At 46.3% G+C, this 20,823-nt stretch carries 18 protein-coding genes; 14 read left to right on the top strand and 4 right to left on the bottom strand.

The genetic code is table 11. From position 1 onward, the window contains the following. Positions 1-118 precede the first annotated feature (118 nt). The 6 genes from C8R30_RS03630 (at position 119) to C8R30_RS03605 (ending at position 7,776) form a co-directional block, all read left to right on the top strand. On the top strand, positions 119-1,270 hold the full coding sequence (locus C8R30_RS03630) for an O-antigen ligase family protein (protein WP_107789574.1): 1,152 nt from the start codon (positions 119-121) through the stop codon (positions 1,268-1,270). 204 nt (positions 1,271-1,474) lie between these two features. Continuing rightward, positions 1,475-2,020: an acyltransferase gene (locus tag C8R30_RS03625; RefSeq protein ID WP_107789573.1), complete on the top strand. Its 546-nt coding sequence runs from the start codon at positions 1,475-1,477 to the stop codon at positions 2,018-2,020. A gap of 3 nt (positions 2,021-2,023) precedes the next feature. Beyond that, the gene (locus C8R30_RS03620; RefSeq protein ID WP_107789572.1) at positions 2,024-3,253 is read left to right on the top strand and encodes an MATE family efflux transporter; all 1,230 of its coding nucleotides are present in this window, start codon (positions 2,024-2,026) and stop codon (positions 3,251-3,253) included. Then, the gene (locus C8R30_RS03615) at positions 3,250-4,404 is read left to right on the top strand and encodes a glycosyltransferase family protein (protein WP_107789571.1); all 1,155 of its coding nucleotides are present in this window, start codon (positions 3,250-3,252) and stop codon (positions 4,402-4,404) included. Before C8R30_RS03620 ends, C8R30_RS03615 begins: the two co-directional genes overlap by 4 nt. Then, complete coding sequence (locus C8R30_RS03610) at positions 4,382-5,617, top strand: phenylacetate--CoA ligase family protein (RefSeq protein WP_107789570.1); 1,236 nt, start codon at positions 4,382-4,384, stop codon at positions 5,615-5,617. The genes C8R30_RS03615 and C8R30_RS03610 overlap by 23 nt, the downstream gene beginning before the upstream one ends. Before the next feature lie 32 nt (positions 5,618-5,649). Then, positions 5,650-7,776 carry a bi-domain-containing oxidoreductase gene (locus tag C8R30_RS03605; protein ID WP_107789606.1) on the top strand — a complete coding sequence of 709 codons (2,127 nt, stop codon included), beginning with the start codon at positions 5,650-5,652 and terminating at the stop codon, positions 7,774-7,776. On the opposite strand, the gene C8R30_RS03600 is transcribed toward C8R30_RS03605, so the two are convergent. After that, positions 7,768-8,136, bottom strand: a complete 369-nt coding sequence (locus tag C8R30_RS03600; RefSeq protein ID WP_107789569.1) for a hypothetical protein — start codon at positions 8,134-8,136, stop codon at positions 7,768-7,770. The genes C8R30_RS03605 and C8R30_RS03600 overlap by 9 nt on opposite strands. Positions 8,137-8,458: 322 nt before the next feature. Here C8R30_RS03600 and C8R30_RS03595 point away from each other — a divergent pair, with 322 nt between their 5' ends. Continuing rightward, positions 8,459-8,749 carry a GIY-YIG nuclease family protein gene (locus tag C8R30_RS03595; RefSeq protein WP_090670229.1) on the top strand — a complete coding sequence of 97 codons (291 nt, stop codon included), beginning with the start codon at positions 8,459-8,461 and terminating at the stop codon, positions 8,747-8,749. A 484-nt stretch (positions 8,750-9,233) separates the two neighbouring features. Here the strand turns inward: C8R30_RS03595 and C8R30_RS03590 are convergent, their stop codons facing one another. Then, on the bottom strand, positions 9,234-9,590 hold the full coding sequence (locus tag C8R30_RS03590) for a hypothetical protein (protein WP_107789568.1): 357 nt from the start codon (positions 9,588-9,590) through the stop codon (positions 9,234-9,236). Positions 9,591-10,082: 492 nt separating this feature from the next. Between C8R30_RS03590 and C8R30_RS03585 the strand changes: the two genes are divergently transcribed. Genes C8R30_RS03585 through C8R30_RS03575 form a run of 3 tightly spaced genes read left to right on the top strand, consistent with a single transcriptional unit; the run spans position 10,083 to position 13,976 of the window. Beyond that, positions 10,083-11,735 (top strand): heparinase II/III family protein, encoded by a 1,653-nt coding sequence (locus tag C8R30_RS03585; protein WP_107789567.1) that lies wholly within the window; start codon positions 10,083-10,085, stop codon positions 11,733-11,735. A gap of 1 nt (position 11,736) precedes the next feature. Then, the gene (locus C8R30_RS03580; protein ID WP_107789566.1) at positions 11,737-12,957 is read left to right on the top strand and encodes a glycosyltransferase family 4 protein; all 1,221 of its coding nucleotides are present in this window, start codon (positions 11,737-11,739) and stop codon (positions 12,955-12,957) included. Positions 12,958-13,013: 56 nt separating this feature from the next. Beyond that, positions 13,014-13,976, top strand: a complete 963-nt coding sequence (locus tag C8R30_RS03575) for an acetyltransferase (protein WP_107789565.1) — start codon at positions 13,014-13,016, stop codon at positions 13,974-13,976. A gap of 92 nt (positions 13,977-14,068) precedes the next feature. Here C8R30_RS03575 and C8R30_RS03570 read toward each other — a convergent pair whose 3' ends face one another. Then, positions 14,069-14,842 carry a PEP-CTERM sorting domain-containing protein gene (locus C8R30_RS03570; protein ID WP_181258694.1) on the bottom strand — a complete coding sequence of 258 codons (774 nt, stop codon included), beginning with the start codon at positions 14,840-14,842 and terminating at the stop codon, positions 14,069-14,071. Positions 14,843-15,046: 204 nt separating this feature from the next. Continuing rightward, the gene (locus C8R30_RS15805) at positions 15,047-15,313 is read right to left on the bottom strand and encodes a hypothetical protein (protein WP_181258693.1); all 267 of its coding nucleotides are present in this window, start codon (positions 15,311-15,313) and stop codon (positions 15,047-15,049) included. A gap of 46 nt (positions 15,314-15,359) precedes the next feature. On the opposite strand from C8R30_RS15805, the gene C8R30_RS03565 reads away from it, so the two are divergent. From C8R30_RS03565 to C8R30_RS03550, 4 genes are all read left to right on the top strand, one after another. Continuing rightward, entirely contained in the window at positions 15,360-16,334 is a 975-nt protein-coding gene (locus tag C8R30_RS03565) for a lipocalin-like domain-containing protein (protein ID WP_177182336.1), read from the top strand. Between the two features lie 178 nt (positions 16,335-16,512). Beyond that, on the top strand, positions 16,513-16,953 hold the full coding sequence (locus C8R30_RS03560) for a low molecular weight protein-tyrosine-phosphatase (protein ID WP_090670215.1): 441 nt from the start codon (positions 16,513-16,515) through the stop codon (positions 16,951-16,953). Between the two features lie 133 nt (positions 16,954-17,086). Continuing rightward, positions 17,087-18,304: a polysaccharide export protein gene (locus C8R30_RS03555; RefSeq protein ID WP_090670213.1), complete on the top strand. Its 1,218-nt coding sequence runs from the start codon at positions 17,087-17,089 to the stop codon at positions 18,302-18,304. A gap of 87 nt (positions 18,305-18,391) precedes the next feature. Then, on the top strand, positions 18,392-20,728 hold the full coding sequence (locus C8R30_RS03550; RefSeq protein ID WP_258191927.1) for a polysaccharide biosynthesis tyrosine autokinase: 2,337 nt from the start codon (positions 18,392-18,394) through the stop codon (positions 20,726-20,728). The last annotated feature ends 95 nt before the right edge of the window (positions 20,729-20,823 follow it).

The raw sequence follows: 20,823 nt of genomic DNA, 5'->3' as shown, positions 1-20,823 counted from the left end.
AGCGTCGAATACTGATAAACCAGCATGATTCCATAGTACTTAGATCATCCATAGAAAACAGTTATCAATACTCAGAATCTACATTTGTAATTCGTCAGAGAGATCGAGTACAGAATAAATGAAAATTCGCTTTGCTAAAAGGCAGTTCATGGATATATTTTTAGTCGCATGTGCCTTCTCATATCCACTTACTTCACTTTTTTCGGGTTTTGCTTCGAACCTTAAGTTTTTCTCTGCAATTTCTCTAATAGCCTTAGGCATATACTCTTTTTTTAAGACTGGGCGTGCTACTCGCGCAGCTATAACATTTGTACTTTTCTTTACGATTGCTTTCTTTTTAGTAGCAGTATCCTTGTCATGGTCAGTTAGCTTACAAGAAAAAATAAAGACATTTCTGGGTGTCATAACTATCTTCGGTATAGTCACATCCTTTATTCTCCTTCGTGATCGTTATTCATCAATTACTGATCAAGCTTTTGTTTTAATTGGTTTGATCGCCATAATAACTTTCTTTAGTTCACCAACCGCCTATCAAGAAGCTAGAGTGAGCTTTGACAACAATAACCCGATCTGGATGGCACGTGTCTTAGGGCTAGCGGCGATTGGATCCGTTCATTTGTTAGTTTCGAGAAAATATAACCCTCTATTGCTCATTACAATCATTTTCATTTCTTTGTATGCAATTGTTGCTACTGGAAGCCGCGGCCCACTCATAGCTGTAATGGCAGTAGTAATTGCTGCTGCGTTTTTTTCACCCTATAGAAGAAAACTTGTTTCAATAGTTACATTAGGTTTCTTTTTTGTTACTGCTTTTATATTTGTTAAGTATCTAGGCTTTTTTTCTGGCGCTAGAGGCTTAAGTTTCTCTTCAGAAGATACCGGTACAGTATCAATCAGACAGGAAATTTATGAATATACACTTAATTTGATTTTTCAAAATCCAGCCGGAATAGGAATTGGCCAGTTTTATTATTTATGGCAGCCGTATCCACATAATATTTTTCTGGAGTTCATTGTTGAATGGGGTTGGCTATCAGGAGGATTTATGTCGTATCTAATTATATTTACAGGTTATAAACTCTTTACAATGCGAAAAACTTATCTTTTCATTTTTTTAGTTTATATATATGAATTAGTAAATGCATTGTTTTCAGGGGATATTACCAGTCCGCGATTCCTTTATGCGGTAATTTTCTTTGCTTTAATAAAAGCATTAGAAGATACCTTTCGGACATTTAAATTTTCTATCAGGTCAAGAAGCTACTCCTGATAACTGGTTCTTAAATATAAAAAAACAGTTTTACATCATGATTCATATGTCATTAATTTAGTTAATAATATTTCTCTATGATTAACAATAATATTTTGTATTCGTTAAGTAATACAAATAGAAAAACCATTTACCAGAATTAGCATTTAATCACTTTCTATGAAAGATCACCAAATCGACTGATTACTAACTTTGGAGAATAAGATGTCAAAGGCGCCAAAATATGAGCGAGTAGTAGCTTATACGCTTATTACCTTCTTACGACCATTTAATATGCGTTGGGCGACAGCAACCTATATTTTTTTCTTACGCCGTTGGGGTACACGATTTACTGGGCGCCCAGCCTATATCTCTGGAAAAGTTGATATTGATGGTACTGATTACAGCTTAGTATCTCTAGGCGAAGGTGTAACGCTATCAGGTAATGCACGTATCCTAACTCATGACTGGTCGCCATATACTGTCGGTAAAGCTATGGGAATCCAAACAACAAATCCATTAGGCCGAATCTTACCTGTAACCATAGGTGACTACAGTTTTATTGGAACCGGCTCAATCGTCATGCCAGGAGCTTCAATTGGGCGAGGCTGTATTATTGGTGCAGGATCAGTTGTACGTGGCTCAATACCTGATTTTTCAATAGTGATTGGCAATCCTGGTCAAATAATCGGTGATACTCGCGATTATCTAGCAAAAAAATTTCCTGAACATGTAGCTTTAATTGCACAAAGCCGTGACGAAAAAGATTAATTCATGATTGGTGAAACTAAGTTTGTTTCGGTAGTAAGAAGACTTGCGCCATCTGCACTGATCTTTTTATCCGGTGTTGGTGCTCTCTATGTGGCTGACTTAACAATTGCAGCATCGGCTAACGACGAAGCTATCGCTTTATGGGCAACTTTAAAATCTTTCATGATGATTGCTAGCACCTTCGCATTGTTTGGTATCAATCAATTGCTTGTGCGAGAACCCAAGGCAATGCGTTTGCTCACCCGAGTCGGGGGAGCGAATATTTTAGTTGTTTCCCTTGTATTGGGAATTATCGGTGCCTATTTCGATCTGGTGCCATCGATTCTAGTCGGTATTGTTGCCATTGCTGGCTTTTCATTCAGCAACCTAGCATTCCAATGGTTGCGATCCAATTTACAAGTAACCGCGGCTTACTTGGCAAATGGAAGCTGGCGCGTACTGTTTCTCTTGGGCATTCTTGTCTTTTTTATCAATGACAACGTCGATATCGGCATGATCCTGACGGGTTCGTTTGTAATCAGTGGCTTGATTATCGTAGGGTTGATTGTTCAAAATCCTGCAAAAAAAAATCTTGTTTCGTTGCATGATGATATCCGCAGCGTTAAAGATATCTATCTCATTGGAAGCAGTTATTTTCTAGCAGCCATCTCCCTTTCGATTGCTACTTATGGTGAGAATCTTGTGGTTCATCAGATTGGTACGACAGCAGACGTGGCACAGTATTTTCGCGCATCGGTTGTATTTCTATTTCCCGGCATGATACTTAACCAGTACCTAACTGCTGTTTTTGGGCTAGCAGTACGCCAAGAAGAAAGCCGTGTATTAAAAAATTTACGACGCTATCTATGGAAAGGTTTAGCTGGACTTCTACTTATGTGGCCAGTACTAATTGCTGGTGGCTACGTGTTAGAAATGCTGGTATATGGTGAAATCAGCACATCTATTATGCTTGCAACACTTTTGTCAATGGCTAGTTGCTTGCGCCTTCTATATGTTCTGCCTGGTTCATTTATTGGCGTTATCGCAAACCGTCGTACACTTCTCAAGGCTTCTATTATCTATCTTATCTGTGCATTCTCATTACCCCTCTTATCACTTCTTTTTCATTCATTAGGCATGGCAACCGTTATTTCAGTGGCACTTGCCAGTCTCATTAGCTGGACGCTCAGATGCGCCGTGGGCGCTGGATTAGTTTATCAACGCCTTGTCACTGTTACCTTGGAGAATAAATGAGCCAGAAAAAAATTGATTACCATAAAACTGTGGTACTTATTGCACCCCATGGCGAACCTGGCAAGCGAGTTAGGCTAGCTAAAACGATTAGAATCATTAAAAATCAATATCATCGTGATATTGCCTATTGGGGTTGGAAACGCACACCCGATGAAACATTGGGCGCTCATCTCGAGGGAATTATCAAATCAAGCGCATTGCTGAAAGGAGGAGGATTCCAGAGTGCACTGACCCGTTTTTATTACCTGGCATGGATGCTGCGCGTATTTTTAGCGGTTTTATGGCACGCACCCCAACGTGTTTATTGTTTGGGATTAGAAACGGCATTGCCGGTTTGGGTGGCTTCACGTCTGCGCCGCCGTATCGGCTATGTGTTCGATGATGCCGATCGGCTCGTTTTGCTTTGGAATCTACCAAAGCCTATTGAGAAAATGATCACTGCGCTCGAACAGAAAGTGTCACGTGATGCAGTAACGCATATCGTGCCAACATTGGCGCGCTATGATTACCGCACATCAAAACTGTATGAAATAGCCAACATCCCAGAACAAAATCAAGTTGAGGAAGCTAAGAATATTGCAAAGCCAAAACAGGATAGTCGGCTACATGTTTATATCAATGGTTGGCTTAATAAATCGCGTGGTCTGGATCTGATAGACCGTGCAGCAACGATGCTCGAGCAGGAAAATTGCAAGGATATCGTCTTCAATGTCGCTATTAATACTGGGCGTACGACGGATGATCAGCTACGCTTTCTAGAACACAGCAATGTCAATAACTTAGGCTATCTCACGCATGTAAACTCATTAGCGCAATATCTCGCAAATGATGTCGTCGTAACATTCTATGATCCAGCTATTCGTATCAATCGCTTTGCTTTGCCCAATAAGTGGGGTGATGCAATCGTGATGGGTATGCCTATCATTCTTAACGAAGGGATTGAAACAGCAGCACCACTTATTACAGCAGGAGTAGCTTTTACGGTTCCATTCGACAGTCCAGATGCACTTGTAGTGCTCCTCCGCGATTTACAGCGCGATGGTAATCGGCTATCCGCTGCTAAAACGGCAATTGCCAATATCAAAAATAATTATAAGTCGTTTGATGAGTCCATCGTGCCGGTGATGAATGCATTTTTGGGAAATCACTAGACCAGCTCTGTATATCGACATGATTTTCCAACTTAAAGATAGATTGACTGAATTTATAAAGCGCACAGGTGTTTATGCCTCTGCTCTTCAGGATGCTCAAAATGCAGCTCTCCTCGAACCGATAAAATATCTGGATGAAGATACAACCATAAGCAAGTTGGAAATGCGCAATCAATGTATAAATAAGAAATTACCTCTCGGTTGGCGCCATGCTTCTACTTCTGGTACATCGGGCGCACCTTTGGTTTTCCCGCAGCCCATTTCGGCACTGCAGAGAGAACAAGCATTTATCGATCGTCTTTGGCATTTAGTGGGTTTTACCACTGACTCACGAGTCGCCGTTTTACGTGGTGTACTGGTGCCAGGAGGCGTTCGCCAAGCAGGGAATAGGTTGATTATTTCATGCGAAGGATGGAGTGATGAAGAAATCATTTTCAAGTTCGATGCAATCTGCAAATTTAAACCGCAATTCATTCACTGCTATCCATCTTTGCTTGAAAGATTCCTGAGGCGTTGCCATGCTCTTGGTCTTACCTTCCCGTGTGGTGTGATGGCGGTTCTGTCTGGAAGCGAGGAGTGCACAGCTTTGCACGAAGCATTTTTTCTGACAATGCTAGGTTGCAGAACGCTTGCCTGGTATGGGCAATCAGAGCAAGTGGCGCTTGCTGTCAAGGAGGCTGATGGTACTTATGCTGTTGTGCCAGGGTATTCTGATATCGCATTTATTCGGCACCCGAATCATCTTGAGATTGTTGGCAAGAGCCGCATGAACCCATTTTTCTCTAAGCGCTGGTATCGAACCGGTGATATTTGTTCATCGGCTGAAATAGCAGAATCATCCATCCTCGGTTGCAAAACAATCATACTTCATGGGCTACAAGGCCGTTCTAACAAGCAAGTGGTTATGGAGGATGGTACTTCTGTGCCATTCAATCACGTGGTGTTCGGCCTCCACTCCTCATCGTGGTTAGCTGTAGACCGGTATTGTTTCATTCAAACCAAACCAGGTGTATTGACCTTTGTTTATTCACTGTCCTCCAATGCAGATTCAGCCATATTAGATAATTTAGTCAATGAATTGCGAGCGCGCTTCCCCAAAGAATTACTACTTGTCACAAGAAAAATTGATGATATGAGCGCTATACGAAATACAAAATGGAAATACTTTTTTGAAGATGAACAATCATTCAATAATTTTATGAAGATTGTTTGAACTACACATTTTTTTATGATAATCGAACATTGATGAAACAAATCCTGCAATCCCTCAAAACCGGCGCAACAGAAATCGCCGAAATTCCTTGTCCATCTGTCAAGCGAGGCCAACTCCTTATCCGTACGACCCAGACTTTGGTTTCCGTTGGAACGGAACGCATGCTGGTCGAATTTGGCAAGGCGGGTTGGATTGACAAGGCTCGTCAACAACCTGACAAAGTGCGCATGGTGCTGGATAAAATCAAAACGGATGGCCTGAAACCGACGGTCGAGACGGTATTCAACAAACTGGATCAGCCCTTGCCGCTTGGCTATTGCAATGTAGGCGTGGTCATGGAGGTAGGCGATGGCGTTGCAGGGTTCTCCACCGGGGATCGCGTCGCTTCCAATGGCAAGCATGCGGAAGTGGTCTCTGTACCAACAAATTTATGTGCGCGCATCCCTGATAGTGTCTCCGATGAAGAAGCCGCCTACACGGTGATTGCCGCGATTGCATTGCAGGGTATCCGACTTGTGCAGCCTACCCTGGGAGAATCCATCGTTGTGACAGGGCTCGGGCTGATCGGGCTAATCGCTGTGCAGTTGTTGCGCGCGCATGGTTGCCGGGTGCTGGGTATCGATTACGACGCCGACAAACTGGCGCTCGCCCAACAGTTTGGTGCGGAGATCGTGAACCTATCCGCTGGAGAAGATCCAGTGGCGGCGGCACAGCGCTTCTCACGCGGCCGGGGCATCGACGCCGTTATCATTACCGCTTCGACCAAAAGCAGCGAGCCCGTGCATCAGGCTGCCCTGATGTGCCGCAAACGGGGGCGGATTGTGCTGGTAGGTGTCACAGGGCTCGAATTATCTCGGGCTGATTTCTATGAAAAAGAGCTGACATTCCAGGTTTCGTGTTCTTACGGGCCGGGACGCTATGATCCGAACTATGAGGAAAAAGGCCAAGATTATCCGGTCGGTTTTGTCCGTTGGACTGAGCAGCGCAATTTTGAAGCTGTGTTGGATATGCTGGCCGATGGCAGGCTGGATGTGAAACCATTGATTTCGCACCGATTCGCCATCGATGAGGCTGAAAAGGCCTATCAATTGATCGCCGAAGCCGCACCTTCCTTGGGAATCCTCTTGCAATACCCTACGACTGAGGAAAAGCCCGAAGCCGAGCTTAGGCAGCAAACGGTCAGGCTTTCCACCCAACGCCCGCTTCCCTCTCAGCATATGAACGCCGCCATTGCTTTCGTGGGTTCTGGGAATTATGCCACCTCTGTGTTGATTCCGGCCTTCAAGCAAACCGGCGCCCGCATGAAAGTGGTAGCCTCCAGCGGAGGGGTCAGTGGCGTGCATGCAGGGCGAAAATATGGCTTTGAAGAAACAACCACGGCCACAGAAACCGTATTCACCGACCCTGAGATCAATACAGTGGTCATCACGACCCGCCATGACAGTCACGCCGATCTCGTATGCCAGGCACTCACTGCAGGCAAACACGTGTTCGTGGAAAAACCCCTATGCTTGACTTTGGAAGAGCTCGCGAAAATTGAAGCAACCTATGCCCGTCTGCAAGATCAAGGCAATGCGCCGCTGGTAATGGTCGGCTTCAACCGTCGCTTTTCGCCCCATGTACAGAAAATCAAATCGTTGCTGGCCAGTGTAAGCGGACCCAAATCGTTTGTAATGACGGTCAATGCGGGGTCGATACCCAGTGATCATTGGACTCAGGATAAAGAGGTCGGCGGCGGCCGCATCATCGGCGAGGGTTGCCACTTCATCGATTTATTGCGCTATTTGGCAGACACGCCAATTGTAGAACAAACCCGAATGACCATGGCCTCAACAAGCAACGATACCGTGAGCCTGCAATTGGGATTTGCCGATGGTTCGATTGGCACTGTCCACTATTTTGCCAACGGCTGCAAGGCTTTCCCCAAGGAACGCCTAGAAATCTTCGCCGCTGGTCGCGTATTGCAGTTGGATAATTTTCGGAAACTCAAGAGTTATGCATGGCCAGGCTTCAAAAGTATGAATCTTTGGAGCCAAGACAAAGGACAGAGGGCATGCGCAGAAGCGTTCGTTAAAGCCATTAACGAGGGTGGCTTATCCCCCATTCCTTTTACCGAGATTGTGGAAGTCAGCCGAATGTCTATTTTGCTGTCATCGTGAGTGATTGGGTTCTTGGATCGTAAGGTTGTTATTTTGATAACAATACTGGATTGCCACGGCGGCTACGCCGCCTCGCAATGACGCGCGGTAGGTTTGCATAGTAAGCAAGTTCGTGCTGCTGACGTCATTGCGAGCATAGCGAAGCAATCCAGTAAGGTGCTGGTTAGCTGCGATGACGTAATAAATGCCCTGCACTGTCATGATTGGCGGATCAACCCTTGGCAGCGTGATAAAGAGGTGAAAATAGTCTGGAGTCAATGCGATTCCTTCGGAAAAACTGGATTGCCACGGCGGCCATGCCGCCTCGCAATGACGCGCGGTAGGTTTGCATAGTAAGCAAGCTCGTGCTGCTGACGTCATTGCGAGCGCAGCGAAGCAATCCAGTAAGGTGCTGGTTAGCTGAAATAACGTAATAAATACCGCTCACTGTCATCGTCAGCCGATAATTATTTGGTTACATGCTTAGGTGTATGGAAAATATTGCCTAGATTATGGATTTTATCTCTTTGGCAAAAGGATGGATTGCCGCGGCGGCTGCGCCGCCTCGCAATGACAAAATGGTTAGCGCTGCAAGTAAATGATGTGTCACGTTCCCCGTCATTGCGAACGTAGTGAAGCAATCCAGTAAAGCCGTTAAATGTAAATAACATGTCATATTAGTAACCTAAAGTCAGCACTCCGGATGGAAAAACAGCCTGCAGTTTATATTTTGGCAAGTCAGCGTAATGGCACACTTTATACCGGCGTTACTTCAAATCTTGTTAAGCGTGTTTGGGAACATAAGAATGATCAGGTAGAAGGATTTACCAAAAAATACAGGGTACACACATTGGTCTATTTCGAGCTTTGTGAATCCATGGAAACGGCGATTATGCGAGAAAAGCAGATAAAAGCTGGATCAAGATTAAAGAAGTTAAAGTTGATCGAGGCCAAGAATCCAGGTTGGCAAGATCTATACGATAGTATTGTTTAATGAAGCAGATTAGAGTGAACAAGTAATTCCTTTGTGAGGAAGTTTGGATTGCCACGGCGGCCATGCCGCCTCGCAATGACGCGCGGTGGATTTGCATAGTAAGCAAGCTCGTGCTGCTGACGTCATTGCGAGCGCAGCGAGGCAATCCAGTAAGGCGCTGATTAGCTGTAATTACATAATAAATGTCCTGTTCTGTCATGGTTGGCGGATCAACTCTTGGCTACGTGATAAAGGAGTGAAAATAATTAAGAGTCAATGTGATTCCTTCGGAAAAACTGGATTGCCGCGGTGGCTATGCCGCCTCGCAATGACGCGCGGTAGGTTTGCATAGTAAGCAAATTCGTGCTGCTGACGTCATTGCGAGCGCAGTGAAGCAATCCAGTAAGGTGCTGGTTAGCTGCGATGACGTAATAAATGCCCTGCACTGTCATGGTTGGCGGATCAACTCTTGGCAGCGTGATAAAGAGGTGAAAATAGTCTGGAGTCAATGTGATTGCTTCGGAAAAACTGGATTGCCGCGGCGGCCATGCCGCCTCGCAATGACGCGCGGTAGGTTTGCATAGTAAGCAAGTTCATGCCGATTCCGTCCACTTATGTCATTGCGAGCGCAGTGAAGCAATCCAGTAAGGTGCTGGTTAGCTGCGATGACGTAATAAATGTCCTGCACTGTCATGGTTGGCGGATCAACCCTTGGCAGCGTGATAAAGAGGTGAAAATAGTCTGGAGTCAATGCGATTCCTTTGAAAAAACTGGATTGCCACGGCGGCATGGCCGCCTCGCAATGACGAGCGGTAGGTTTGCATAGTAAGCAAATTCGTGCTGCTCCCGTCATTGCGAGCATAGCGAAGCAATCCAGTAAGGTGCTGGTTAGCTGTGATTACGTAAAAAATGTCCTGCACTGTCATGGTTGGCGGATCAACTCTTGGCTACGTGACAAAGGAGTGAAAATAATTAAGAGTCAATGTGATTCCTTCGGAAAAACTGGATTGCCACGGCGGCATGGCCGCCTCGCAATGACGAGCGGTGGATTTGCATAGTAAGCAAGCTCGTGCTGCTGACGTCATTGCGAGCGCAGCGAAGCAATCCAGTAAGGTGCTGGTTAGCTGCGATGACGTAATAAATGTCCTGCACTGTCATGGTTGGCGGATCAACTCTTGGCAGCGTGATAAAGAGGTGAAAATAGTCTGGAGTCAATGCGATTCCTTTGGAAAAACTGGATTACCACGGCGGCTACGCCGCCTCGCAATGACGGTGTTGCTCTTGTTGAGAATGTAGCAATATCTCAGCCGTCATTTAAATAAAATGAAGCACAAGGTTTATATCCATAATTTTTATGATTTCTATACGACACATCGCACGTTACTGGCATACTTTGCGGTATTTACGTCCAGTACAGCTATTTGGGCGAGTATGGTTCCGGTTATTGCGACCTAAAATTGATCTGCGGCCTGCTCCGTCCTGCCGGGTTGCCGGTAATAATCAGTGGGTGTTACCTGCCCGGCGGCCGATCAGTCTGGTAGATCATGATCGTTTTCATTTTTTGAATGAAGTCCATGGTTTATCGGAGCATGGCTGGGACGGTGATAATTTAGAGAAGCTTTGGCGCTATAACCTCCACTACTTCGAAGATTTGAATGCGCAGGATGCTGCAGCTCGGAGTGAGTGGCACCGTGCTCTGCTACTACGCTGGGTACAGGAGAATCCGCCTGCTACAGGTACCGGTTGGGAACCTTACCCCACTTCCTTGCGTATAGTGAATTGGATCAAATGGTCGCTGGCTGGTAATGAATTGCCTGATGAATGCCTGGAGAGTCTGGCCGTCCAGACGCGCTGGCTCGCAAAACGACTGGAGATTCATTTACTTGGCAATCATCTGTTTGCCAATGCCAAGGCACTGGTGTTCGCCGGTTTGTTTTTCGATGGCCGGGAAGCTTCAGGTTGGCTGAAGAAAGGCATGCGGATTCTAAGTAGAGAAATAGCGGAGCAGATTCTAGCAGATGGCGGACAATTTGAACGCAGTACGATGTACCATGCGTTAGCACTCGAAGACATGCTGGATTTGAACAATATCACCACCACCTTTGCCAACGCGCTGCCGCCACATTGGCGCACAGTCATCGCAGACTGGCCCCGGCGCATAAATCTGATGCGTGATTGGTTAGCGACAATGTGTCATCCGGATGGAGAAATCAGCTTGTTCAATGATGCAGCGTTAGGTATTGCGCCCACGCCTTCAGAGCTGGAACGGTATGCCCGTGATTTGGGTATGGCAGAATCTACCCGTAACTTGGATGGTATCGTTCACCTGGCGCAAAGTGGTTATATTCGTGTAACTCAGCCCGAAATAGTTGCACTGCTCGATGTCGCGCCGATTGGGCCAGACTATCTGCCCGGACATGCTCATGCCGATACGTTATCTTTCGAACTTTCCGCATTTGGCGAACGGGTTTTAGTCAATTCAGGTACTTCATGTTACGGTCTGAGTGATGAGCGGTTGCGTCAGCGGGAAACGGCAGCGCATAACACCGTCGTCGTCAATGAGCAGAGTTCTTCGGAAGTATGGGCAGGCTTTCGGGTGGCACGGCGGGCGCGGCCATTTGGTTTAGAAATGATGATGCATGATGAACTTCAGATTGTTTGCAGTCATGATGGTTATCGTCGACTGCCAGGTGGCCCGGTTCATACCAGACGATGGCAGTTCGGTGCTAAATCGTTCCTGATCGAAGATCACGTCAGCGGGTCTTTCAATCATGCTGCCGCGAGATTTCATTTACACCCTGCGATTACAGCTGCCGTGTCTGGGCATGGAATAACGGGTAGCCTGAGTTTAACCAATGGCCGTAAATTATCCTGGCAGGTTGAGATGGGAGAATTAGAGCTTAAGAAATCGACCTATCATCCGTATTTTGGTAGCAGCCAGCCATCCTGTTGCCTCGTATTGCACTTGCATAATGGGCGTAGCCGTATTCAATTCAAATGGGCATGAAATGCATATATTGTTTTTAACCGATAATTTCCCTCCCGAAGTCAATGCGCCTGCTTCGCGTACTTTCGAGCATTGCCGTGAATGGGTAAAAGCGGGACATCAGGTCACAGTGATCACCTGCGCGCCTAATTTTCCCAAGGGGCGAGTTTTTGAAAGCTACCAAAACCGGCTTTGGCAAAGCGAAGAGATGGCGGGTATTCGGGTAATCCGGGTGTGGTCATACATCACGGCGAACGAAGGATTTGTCAGGCGTATCCTGGATTACCAAAGCTTTATGCTAACCTCGACCTTGGCATCGCTGTTCGTGCGTCATCCAGATATCGTAATCGGCACTTCTCCGCAATTCTTCACGGCATGCGCCGCTTATGCGGTAAGCCGCATGAAGCGCATTCCTTTCGTATTTGAATTGCGTGATTTATGGCCTGAATCGATCAAAGCAGTGGGGGCTATGGAGGATTCCGCGGCAATCCGTCTACTTGAGCGTGTGGAAATGTTTCTTTACCGGAAAGCCAGCCAGATTGTATCGGTTACTCATTCTTTCAAGAAAACACTGATTGCGCGCGGGGTGAATAGTGACAAAATCACGGTAATTACCAATGGCGTAGATATGTCTCGCTTCAAACCGATGCCTAAAGACGCTGAACTGGTTGCTCAACTCGGTCTGGAAGGAAAATTCGTCGCTGGCTATGTAGGTACACACGGATTGGCGCATCATTTAGAAACATTGCTGGATGCCGCAGAAAAAATACGCACTCTTCCTGATGGCGTAGCATTCCAATTTATTTTGCTTGGGGATGGCGCACGTAAGCAGGCGCTTAAGGAGGAAGCAGCGCGGCGTGGGCTGGATAACATCATTTTTATCGATTCGGTGCCCAAGGATCAGGTTGCACGCTATTGGTCATTATTGGATGTTTCGATCATTCATCTGAAGAAAACGGATCTGTTTACGACAGTCATCCCTTCCAAGTTATTTGAATGTATGGGCATGAGTTTACCTGTACTCCATGGCGTCGCTGGGGAATCTGCAGATATCGTTCGTAATGAAGGCGTCGGTATCGTATTCGAACCTGAAAATGCAACCCAATTGATAGCGGGCTTGATGCAAATGCGATGCGACCGACCGGCTTATGAGCAGTATCAAAAAAATTGCCTGGCAGCTGCCAAAAAATATGACCGGTCAGCACTGGCTCAGAGGATGCTCGGAGTGATCAACGTGGTATAAGCACCAGAACTTGTAATGCAGTATTTATTCTATAGCACGTTAAGAAAGATTAAAAAATGACAAACCACATCGATGTATTCAATGGTGACGCAGACGGTATTTGTGCGTTGATCCAGCTAAGGCTAGCCGAGCCGCTCGATACGGAGTTGATCACTGGGGTAAAACGTGACGTCACTTTATTGAAACAGGTGAAAGCTACGCAGGGGGATCAAATTACCGTGCTGGATATCTCACTGGATCGTAACCGTACCGATCTTCAACGGTTACTCGATGCAGGCGCACAGCTACGCTACTTCGATCATCACTTTGCTGGTGATATTCCCAAACACGACCGGCTGCTGGCCGTTATCGACGAGTCTCCCAATGTTTGCACTAGCTTGCTGGTCGACCGTTATCTCGCTGAGCGCTTTACTTTATGGGCCATCGTTGCCGCTTTTGGAGACAACCTGGTCCAGGTTGCGGAAAGGCGCTGTGCTGAACTCAAGTTGGATTTGGATGATTGTCTTCGACTGCGTCAATTGGGTGAGCTGCTCAACTACAATGGCTATGGTACGCGGATCGAAGATTTGCACTTTCACCCCGCTGCACTTTTTCAAGCGATGCGTCATTTCAGCGATCCACGCCAGGTGTTTGGCAATTCGCCGGAGCTGGCGGTGCTTGCGTCGGGTTATGCATCGGATAGAGAGCAAGCTAGCAATTTGGCACCAGAATTCGTTTCACCCACAACCGCGGTTTATCTGCTTCCAGACGCTGCATGGGCACGCAGGGTAATCGGTGTTTGGGCCAATGATTTGTCACAAGCGCACCCCGAGCGTGCGCACTTAATTCTCTGTCCCGATGGAGAAGGAACCTACTCGGCCAGCGTGCGTACCGCGCGCACGTATCCACAGAGCGCTTCGGCTTTTTGCCGCCGTTATCCGGAAGGCGGCGGGCGTGAAGCTGCAGCGGGAATCAATCGGTTTCCTGAAACAGGTATTGCAGAATTAATCACCGATTTTGTAGCAACATTTAGCCGGTAATGCAATGGGCTAATGAGAAAGGATAAAAAAGGATTAAATAAGAATGGGTACATCGATTTTAGCCAACGTACCCACCTCTAAGGACAACAAATTTAATTTTTTCTGCGTCTTTGTGCTGCGCCCATGCCCAAGATCCCCAACCCAACTAAGGCGAGGGTGGCAGGCTCGGGTATAGCGGTAATCGCTTCAGCAGTTGCCACGATATCGGCAAGCTCGAACGGGCCATTGATGACACCGTCCCCTCCCATGACACCGTCCCCTCCCCCCAACAATGTATCCCCTGCGAGTAAGGTTCCACCAATACCCGTCCATGTTAAGGCCGACTCAGAGAAATTGAAGAGTGCGCTGGTGCCATCGGCAAAAAAAGTACCTGTCACGGTAAGCTGACCGCTTCCTTCCGGATCAACAAAACCGAAAGGCGCCATGAAACCCATGACCAAAGGACTGACGACACCATCGTAATCTAAGGTAAAGCCGAAGTTGATATCGGCACCGATTGACGATCCAAAGGTAAAGCCGTAAGAGCCCGGTGTTAACCCAGAGGAACCGAGGAATCCGCTATAAAGCAGTGTTGACGAAGGAACGGTTACGTCTATCGTACCCCCAGGCCCTGCATGTCCCACAAAATTTGCAGAACCTTGCCCATAAACATTGTAGAAGCCATTTTCCATAGCCAGCAGATTAAGAGAACCGCTTAAATTCTCAAAGCTGGCAGAGAACGTTGTGGGAGAGCCATCAGCAAACCCTGTGACTTCAACATCGCCGGTCATATTAGACGAACTGGCGATGATAGCTGCAACGGACGAGGCGCTTATACTTGTTAGCGAGACGGCAAAGATGACTGCAAGCAGTGATTTTTTATGCATATTCTGATACTCCATCTTTGAGAAAAAAACAAGTTAGAAATAAAATTCAGTTCTGCTCGTTATGCGAATCTATATGCAATTGGGCTGGTTGTCAAACATAAAATTTGTCATGAAATCATAACAATACCAATATAATAATATAAGCTTTTAACCATCACCATATAATTTCTATTCTCTTTTGGCATAATACTTTGCTTTCATCTTTTACACCATCCGCGATAGTATGGTTAACCAAAAATCGGCAAAGTTAGGGTTATTCGCGAGCCAGCCATAGCAATGACGCGAATACTTCATCTGTGCTATTGTAATCATCCTGCTGGCCAATGATTGTAGGTGTAAATTGATGACATCATTTTTGCCTATGACATGAGCAGCGTGCATAAAACCCGCACACATCGGTATGTTTGGCAAAAAAACTGAACGTAAATACAGAAAACGATACTCGGCAAAAGCTTCCCTTATACTGTTCATTCTGCTTTTCGTACTGGGCATGGGCGCATGGTTCATTTATGAGATCATGGCAATCAAACCTGCCGATGAATGGTTCGAGAGTAAAGCCTCTAATGAGGGAAAGGTGTCGCTCCCTAAAGATGATGCGCCACACCAAGCCAAGATGGAATGGTGGTACTACAATGGACATTTAACAACAGAATCCGGCAAACGATTTAGCTTCCATTACACGACCTTCATTGTGACGGATTTGATCAGCCATTTAGTGAAACATGTTTCACTCAGTGATCATCAAACAAACCAACGTTTCACCGATCAACGCAGGACCACTGTCGGCATTGATTTTGCGTCGGCGACCAGCGATGGATTCGATTTCAAAATGGATAACTGGACGATGACAGGAAAAAATGGCCATGATCAACTCGTGGCGGCAACCAATCAATACAGTTTCAACCTGACGCTAACCAGTACCCTCCCCCCTGTACTTCATGGCGAGGAAGGTATTATCTCACTGGAGCAGGCTGGCAGCAGCTATTACTATTCCCGAACGCGCATGGCCATATCTGGTACCGTCAAAATCGGTAAAAAAATTGAGGCTGTAAAAGGTATCGCCTGGTTTGATCATCAATGGGGTGATTTCACCACCAATCAATTATCATGGGATTGGTTCAGTCTTCAATTGGATAGTGGTGAGGATGTCATGCTGTACCAGTTGCGCGACAAATTAGGTAACCCTATCCTTTATACGGGTAGCGTAACTCAAAACGGCATCACCGAAGTATTGTCGAGCAAGGATTTTACGTTAATACCCGGAAAAAAATGGACCAGCAAAAAAACAGGTATTGCTTATCCGATTTCGTGGACTATCCAAATCCCAAAGTGGAATATGGATATCAAGACCCAGGGGCTCATGGAAAACAGTGAATTTGATGCCATGCTGTCTACCTACAATATTTATTGGGAAGGTGCCGTCAAAATTGAAGGTACGCATAAAGGTACAGGCTTCATGGAGCTATATGGATATGGCGATAAGAAGAAGTAAGCTTATCTGTCCAAACCATCATGATCGGAAAGACGGGCAGCCTGCCACGTAGTTTTGAATTATGCGCAATGATACTTGACAGCAAGAATTTGCAATCTCTTCATCTCGTTGCTTCTTTGTCAAGGTAGACATGCTCAGCGAGCAAACAATTACAACCTAAACCAATAAGAGTTGATCTTTGTTTAAAAATATTTTAGTTATCTGTATCGGCAATATTTGTAGAAGTCCGATGGCCGAGGGATTATTGAAGCAAACCTTGGCTCAATCGGCTATCGATTGTCATGTAAGCTCTGCCGGACTCAATGCCCTGGTCGGCCATAAAGCCGATCCTATGGCTTGCCAGTTGATGATGCAAAAAGGCATTGATATATCGGGCCACCGTGCCTGCCAATTAAATAGCGAGATGATCCGTAAAGCTGATTTGATTCTCGTAATGGAAGCATTTCAGAAAGACGCAATCGAAAAAAACGAGCCGAGCACAAGAGGTAAGGTTTTTCGTCTGGGCGAATGGAGTCATTTTGATATACCTGATCCTTACCAGAAGGAGATGACGGTATTTGAAGCCGCCTTGGCGTTAATAGAGCAAGGCGTAGCTGAGTGGGCAAAAAAGCTACACTGAATCGGTAAAAACGAAATTAATTCCCTAAATCAGCGCAACAGGTTTGACAAATAAAAGCGGATGACTTAAACATCATATACCAATAACTTGTCGAAAATTTTTACAGTTGATATCTGAATAATGTTTGAAATCCATGCGTACTAAAATTTTCTTCACTCTTATTGCGCTCTCGCCCCTTGCTGCTTGTTCTATCATTCCTGGTCAGCACATGAACCCATTTTCTCGACAATCGAGCGTGGAAATGCCGGTGACAGAAAATAATGAGACTATTTTAAAGAGGCTCAATATTCAAACCATCAATGCGCAGCTCATTGTTGAACTAGAGCAAGATTTCAACAATCGCAGCTTGGGGCCGGATAACGTTGCCAATCACTATTTTGATTACCGCATCGGGTCGAATACCATCAAAGGTGTTCCAGATTCAGAACCCTATACCCAATATCGTGTAGGGCCTAGGGACATTCTCAACATTACCGTTTGGGATCACCCTGAACTGACCATTCCCGCCGGTCAATTCCGCTCTGCGGAGGCTGCGGGTAATGTCGTCGGTGAAGACGGTACGTTTTTCTATCCTTACGTGGGGGTTGTGCATGCAGCCGGCAGAACGGTTGAGGAGATCCGGGATGAGCTGACTCGGCGGTTATCGAAGTATATCGAGCAGGTACAATTGGACGTACGGGTTGCGGCTTACCGCAGCCAACGGGTTTATGTCGTGGGTGAAGTCGCACAGCCCGGCATCCAGCTCGTCAAGGATATCCCGCTGACTGTGTTGGAAGCCATCAATAATGCGGGAGGCGTAAAACCGGAGGCCGATCAACGTAACATCACCTTGACCCGCGATGGCAGAACATACAGTATCAATTTACTCAGCCTTTATGAAGGCGGCGATATCTCACAGAATGTGCTGCTCAAACATGGTGATGTGCTCAATGTGCCCGACAGCATGCTGAATAAAGTATTCGTACTCGGGGAAACCAATCACTTCGTTGCGGGCGGTGCCATTGGCCGTTCGCGCAGCCTGGTCATGAACAAAGCGCGTATGACATTGACAGAGGCATTGAGTGAAGCCGGTGGGTTCGACCAAGAAACATCCGACCCGGCGCGGATTTTCGTGTTTAGAGGCGGTTTGGGTAAGTCGGAAATTTTCCACTTGGATGCAAAATCCCCCGATGCGCTGCTGTTGGCTGATCGTTTTCCATTGCAGCCACGCGATGTAATTTATGTGGATCGCGCTCAAGGTATCCGCTGGAATCAGATCATTGCGCAAATTCAACCTACCATTAGCTTGCTAAATTCATTTGATGGTTCGCTACGGATTCAGCCATTCAGGCGTCTCCCTTCGGTACGGTAACTATTTAACGCTTCAAATCGAGACAAGCCATAATTTGTCTCCAACTCAAGCAAATGCGCACAACGCAAACCTAATAGCAATGGTTTGTTGGCAACGCATTTTTTCAGATTTACCGCCTGGATATTATTTAACTTAGAGAACCACTACTTGCACAAGATGATGCCAAATACACCTAACGATCATGCAAAAGCACAGCTAGATTATCAATTCGATCAAGATGACGACGAAATTAACCTGGGCGAAGTATTAGGTATTTTACTCGATAGTAAATGGCTAATTATTGGCATAACGTTTGTCGCCCTATCTTTGGGTGTAGCCAAGACTTTCCTCGATCGCCCCGTTTACAAAGCCGATGGTTTGCTGCAAGCCAAAGAAAACACCCAATCGCTTGCTGGTCTCGAACCGTTAACGGGTCTGATCGATGGTAAAACACCAGTTTTGGCCGAAATCGAGCTGATCAAATCCAGGATGATACTGGGAAAAACGATACAAAGCCTACACTTGGATATTGTAGCGAAACCCAAGTATTTCCCGATCATCGGCGAGGCCATCGCCCGACAGTTCGAGAAGCGCAATCCAGATAATGCCGTAGCCAATCCATTGTTCGATCAAATCCACTATGCATGGGGGGGGGAGGCTATTCAAGTCGACACCTTTGCTGTACCTGCCGACTGGGAGGACGAAGAGTTGATTCTGCAGGCTGGCAAACAGGGTCATTTCAAGTTAATACGTGACGATGAAATCATCCTCGAGGGGGAAGTGGGCAAACTCGCCAGCATGCAACTAGAAGGCGAAAAACATTCAGTCTCGATCTTTGTATCTCTGCTGAAAGCCCGCCCTGACACTTATTTCACAGTCATGCGTCAATCGAAAAATCAAGCGATTCGCAATCTGAGAAACAGCGTTTCCGTGACGGAAAAAGGTAAAAATACCGGTATCCTCGAATTGACTGTCGAATCACATAGCCCAGATGCTGCGGTGAGTATCGTGAATGAGATCGCCAACATTTATGTGCAACAAAATGTCGATCAGAAATCGGCTGAATCCCAGAAAACCCTGGAGTTCCTGGAAAAACAACTGCCGATCGTGAAAGATCAATTGGAAGCGGCCACCGTCGCACTCAATGAGTATAGAACCCGCCAGGGATCCATCGATTTGGATCTTGAAACCCAGAACATCTTGAAAAGTGCGGTCGAGCTAAGAACCCAAATCACGCTGTTACAACAAAAACGGGATGAGCTCCGTCAAAGGTATACCGAATCGCACCCCACGATCATCTCGATTGACAAGCAAATCGCACGCTTACAAAGCCAGATCACCGCTCACGATAATAAAATCGAAGTATTACCGGAAACACAGCAGGTCATCTTGAGACTATCTCGTGACGTAAAAGTCAACACTGAGCTTTATACCACGCTCTTGAACAATGCACAGACCTTGCGCATTGCAAAAGCAGGGACAATCGGCAACGTCAGAATCATCGATTATGCCCTCCTGCCCGATGAACCCATTAAACCCAAAAAATTGCTGATTATCGGGATAGCGGTCATTCTAGGCATCATACTCGGTATAGTGACTGCATTCGTTCGCCGCTTGCTCAATCGCGGCGTGGAAGATCCTCACTTAATCGAAAAGCAATTGAATATCCCCGTCTATGCCACCGTTCCGCATAGCAAGAGTCAGAAAGCGCTTTATGGCAAATTAAAAAAACCAGCGTCATCGCGCCACTACACCCCGGTTATCCTGGCGCTGGAAAACAGGGAAGATATCGCTATCGAAAGCCTGCGCAGTTTACGCACGACATTGCATTTCGCTTTTCTGGAAGCGCGCAACAATATCATCATGATTACCGGACCCAGCCCGAATATCGGCAAAACGTTCATCTCCGTCAACCTGGCCGTAGTGATGGCCGATGCAGGCAAAAAAGTTTTGCTCATCGATGGCGATATGCGCAGAGGTTTGATCCATAAACCACTTGGCCTAGGTAGAGATAATGGTTTATCTGAGCTTATTTTCGACGCGATCAAGATAGAGGAAGCGATTCATCACATCCCTCAGGCGAACATCGATTTTATTCCGACGGGAGCCATACCGCCGAATCCCTCAGAGTTGTTATTGCATGAACGCTTCGGTCATTTCCTGGAGAATATCAGCGCGCAGTACGACTTGGTAATCATCGATTCCCCTCCCATCCTGGCTGTGACCGATGCGGCCATCATTGGCCGATTGGCGAGCGCGACCCTGATGGTTGTCAAAGCGGGTGAGCATCCCATGCGGGAATTGGAGCAAAGTACAAGAAGACTGATTCAGGCAGGCACCCGTTTGAAGGGCATCGTATTTAACGATCTACCTCAAGTATCCGCTCGACACGGCTACAGCTATGGCAAATATGTTTACCAGTACAGTTATAAGAAAGGGAAATAGCCGCTATAAGACGACCATTCCGGTGGTATTTTCTTGAGTTCTCATGTCCATCAGCAGTAACCACCGAGTTGAGTTTTCCGCATTCTCGGTGGTTA

Origin of the sequence: Nitrosomonas nitrosa (assembly GCF_003051105.1) — a bacterium.
Classification (GTDB): domain Bacteria; phylum Pseudomonadota; class Gammaproteobacteria; order Burkholderiales; family Nitrosomonadaceae; genus Nitrosomonas; species Nitrosomonas nitrosa.
This window is presented reverse-complemented; position numbering and strand designations above follow the sequence as displayed.

What these genes read in the sequence shown, in the direction of transcription:
- C8R30_RS03615 (WP_107789571.1), top strand. Translation starts at nt 3,250, where the DNA reads ATGAGCCAGAAAAAAATTGATTACCATAAAACTGTGGTACTTATTGCA.
- C8R30_RS03610 (WP_107789570.1), top strand. Translation starts at nt 4,382, where the DNA reads ATGCATTTTTGGGAAATCACTAGACCAGCTCTGTATATCGACATGATT.
- C8R30_RS03595 (WP_090670229.1), top strand. Translation starts at nt 8,459, where the DNA reads ATGGAAAAACAGCCTGCAGTTTATATTTTGGCAAGTCAGCGTAATGGC.
- C8R30_RS03580 (WP_107789566.1), top strand. Translation starts at nt 11,737, where the DNA reads ATGCATATATTGTTTTTAACCGATAATTTCCCTCCCGAAGTCAATGCG.
- C8R30_RS03630 (WP_107789574.1), top strand. Translation starts at nt 119, where the DNA reads ATGAAAATTCGCTTTGCTAAAAGGCAGTTCATGGATATATTTTTAGTC.
- C8R30_RS03620 (WP_107789572.1), top strand. Translation starts at nt 2,024, where the DNA reads ATGATTGGTGAAACTAAGTTTGTTTCGGTAGTAAGAAGACTTGCGCCA.
- C8R30_RS03585 (WP_107789567.1), top strand. Translation starts at nt 10,083, where the DNA reads ATGATTTCTATACGACACATCGCACGTTACTGGCATACTTTGCGGTAT.
- C8R30_RS03575 (WP_107789565.1), top strand. Translation starts at nt 13,014, where the DNA reads ATGACAAACCACATCGATGTATTCAATGGTGACGCAGACGGTATTTGT.
- C8R30_RS03570 (WP_181258694.1), bottom strand. Translation starts at nt 14,842, where the DNA reads ATGCATAAAAAATCACTGCTTGCAGTCATCTTTGCCGTCTCGCTAACA.
- C8R30_RS03555 (WP_090670213.1), top strand. Translation starts at nt 17,087, where the DNA reads ATGCGTACTAAAATTTTCTTCACTCTTATTGCGCTCTCGCCCCTTGCT.
- C8R30_RS03625 (WP_107789573.1), top strand. Translation starts at nt 1,475, where the DNA reads ATGTCAAAGGCGCCAAAATATGAGCGAGTAGTAGCTTATACGCTTATT.
- C8R30_RS15805 (WP_181258693.1), bottom strand. Translation starts at nt 15,313, where the DNA reads ATGAACAGTATAAGGGAAGCTTTTGCCGAGTATCGTTTTCTGTATTTA.
- C8R30_RS03565 (WP_177182336.1), top strand. Translation starts at nt 15,360, where the DNA reads ATGGCAATCAAACCTGCCGATGAATGGTTCGAGAGTAAAGCCTCTAAT.
- C8R30_RS03605 (WP_107789606.1), top strand. Translation starts at nt 5,650, where the DNA reads ATGAAACAAATCCTGCAATCCCTCAAAACCGGCGCAACAGAAATCGCC.
- C8R30_RS03600 (WP_107789569.1), bottom strand. Translation starts at nt 8,136, where the DNA reads ATGACGTCAGCAGCACGAGCTTGCTTACTATGCAAACCTACCGCGCGT.
- C8R30_RS03590 (WP_107789568.1), bottom strand. Translation starts at nt 9,590, where the DNA reads ATGCTCGCAATGACGGGAGCAGCACGAATTTGCTTACTATGCAAACCT.